Source organism: Streptomyces sp. BE20 (genome assembly GCF_036322525.1).
In the GTDB taxonomy this organism is placed as follows: Bacteria; Actinomycetota; Actinomycetes; order Streptomycetales; family Streptomycetaceae; genus Kitasatospora.
On the sequence record NZ_JAQYWW010000545.1, the window covers coordinates 1 to 1,577 of the forward strand.

1 protein-coding gene is annotated in these 1,577 nt (G+C 74.3%); it reads right to left on the bottom strand.

The window, feature by feature from the left end:
• Positions 1 to 1,560 (bottom strand): polyketide synthase dehydratase domain-containing protein (locus tag PUR61_RS09110; protein ID WP_329877582.1); only part of this gene is annotated, 1,560 nt, incomplete at its 3' end.
• Between the last annotated feature and the right edge of the window lie 17 nt (positions 1,561 to 1,577).

The following is a 1,577-nucleotide window of genomic DNA, read 5'->3' on the forward strand; positions in this document are numbered from 1 at the left end:
ATCCGACAGCCACGCCTGAAGCAGCACCAACAGCGCGGCAGCCCGATCCCCGGCCGCACCCGCCCCCGTCGCATCCACCAACAGCACCGGCACCGGCACCGGCAGCTCGTCACCGAGACGCATCACCGCACCCGGCACCTCGGCCGCCACCTCCTGCGCGGCCCACTCCACCCCGAACAGCACACGGTCCGCCGCACCACGAGCCAGCTGACCGGCCGTCACCGGACGCAGCGTCAGCGCCTCGACCCGGGCGACCGGCAGACCCGTCCCGTCGGCGAACAGCAGCCGCACCGACTCGGCGGAGCTCCCGGCCGTGAGCCGGACCCGCAGTGTGTCGGCGGCCGTTCCCAGGACGCGCACGCCCGAGAAGGCGAAGGGCAACTGCGCACCGTCGGCCGACGGCAGCAGGGCTCCGCCCACGCCGATCGCGTGCAACGCCGCGTCGAACAGCGCCGGGTGCATGCCGTACCCGTCGGTCGGCTGGTCGACCGCAACCTCCGCGAACACCGTCCCGCCGGCCCGCCAGGCCCGGCGCAGACCCCGGAACGCCGGACCGTAGGACAGGCCCGCGCCGGCGAACGCCTCGTACAGGCCGCCCAGTTCGAGCTCCTCCGCGTCGGTCGGCGGCCACACGACCAGATCCGCGTCACCGCCGTCATGGGCGTCATGGGCAGCTTCGGCGGGGTCAGAGGAGAGAACGCCGGTCGCGTGCAGCTCCCAGGAAGCCTCGTCGTCACTCCGGGCGTGGACCGCGACCGGGCGCCGTCCGTCGGCGTCCGGTGCACCGATCGTCGTGCGGATCTGCGCACCACCGGAGGCGGACAGCGTCAGCGGGGCCTGGAGCAGCAGTTCGTCCAGGACCGGCACCCCGGCCCGGACACCGCCGGCGAGCGCCATCTCGACCAGGGCCGTGCCCGGCACGACCGTGGTGCCGAAGACCGAGTGGTCGGCCAGCCACGGGTGGGTCGCGAGCGACAGACGTCCGGTGAGCACGCTCTCCGGCGCGTCGGGAAGCGCGATCGCCGCTCCGAGCAGCGGGTGGCCGGTGTCGGTCAGACCGAGGCCCGCGGCATCGGCCGTCTGCGGGGTCCGGCGGCGGGGCCAGAAGTGCCGGTGGTCGAAGGCGTAGCCGGGCAGGTCCAGACGCGACCCACCGCCGAGCACGGCCTTCCAGTCGACCGTGAGGCCGGCCGCGTGCAGTTCGGCGAGCGAGGTGAGCAGGGTGGTGGCCTCGTCGCGGTCGCGGCGCAGCGCGGCGACAGCCGTCGTCGTGTCGGGGTTCGCGTCCACGACGAGCGAGGTGAGCACGCTGTCCGGACCGAGTTCGAGGACGGCGGCCGCGCCCAGAGCGACGGCCGCGTCGGCGAAGCGGACCGGGCGGCGGACCTGGTCGACCCAGTACTCCGGGTCCGACCACTGACCGGGCGTCACGGCCCCGCCCGTCACCGTCGAGACGGCGGGAAGTACCGGGTCGTGGAAGGCCAGACCGCTCACCACGGCCCGGAACTCCGCCAGCATCGGCTCCATCAGCCGGGAGTGGAACGCGTGACTCGTCCGCAGCCGGGACGTCTTCCAAC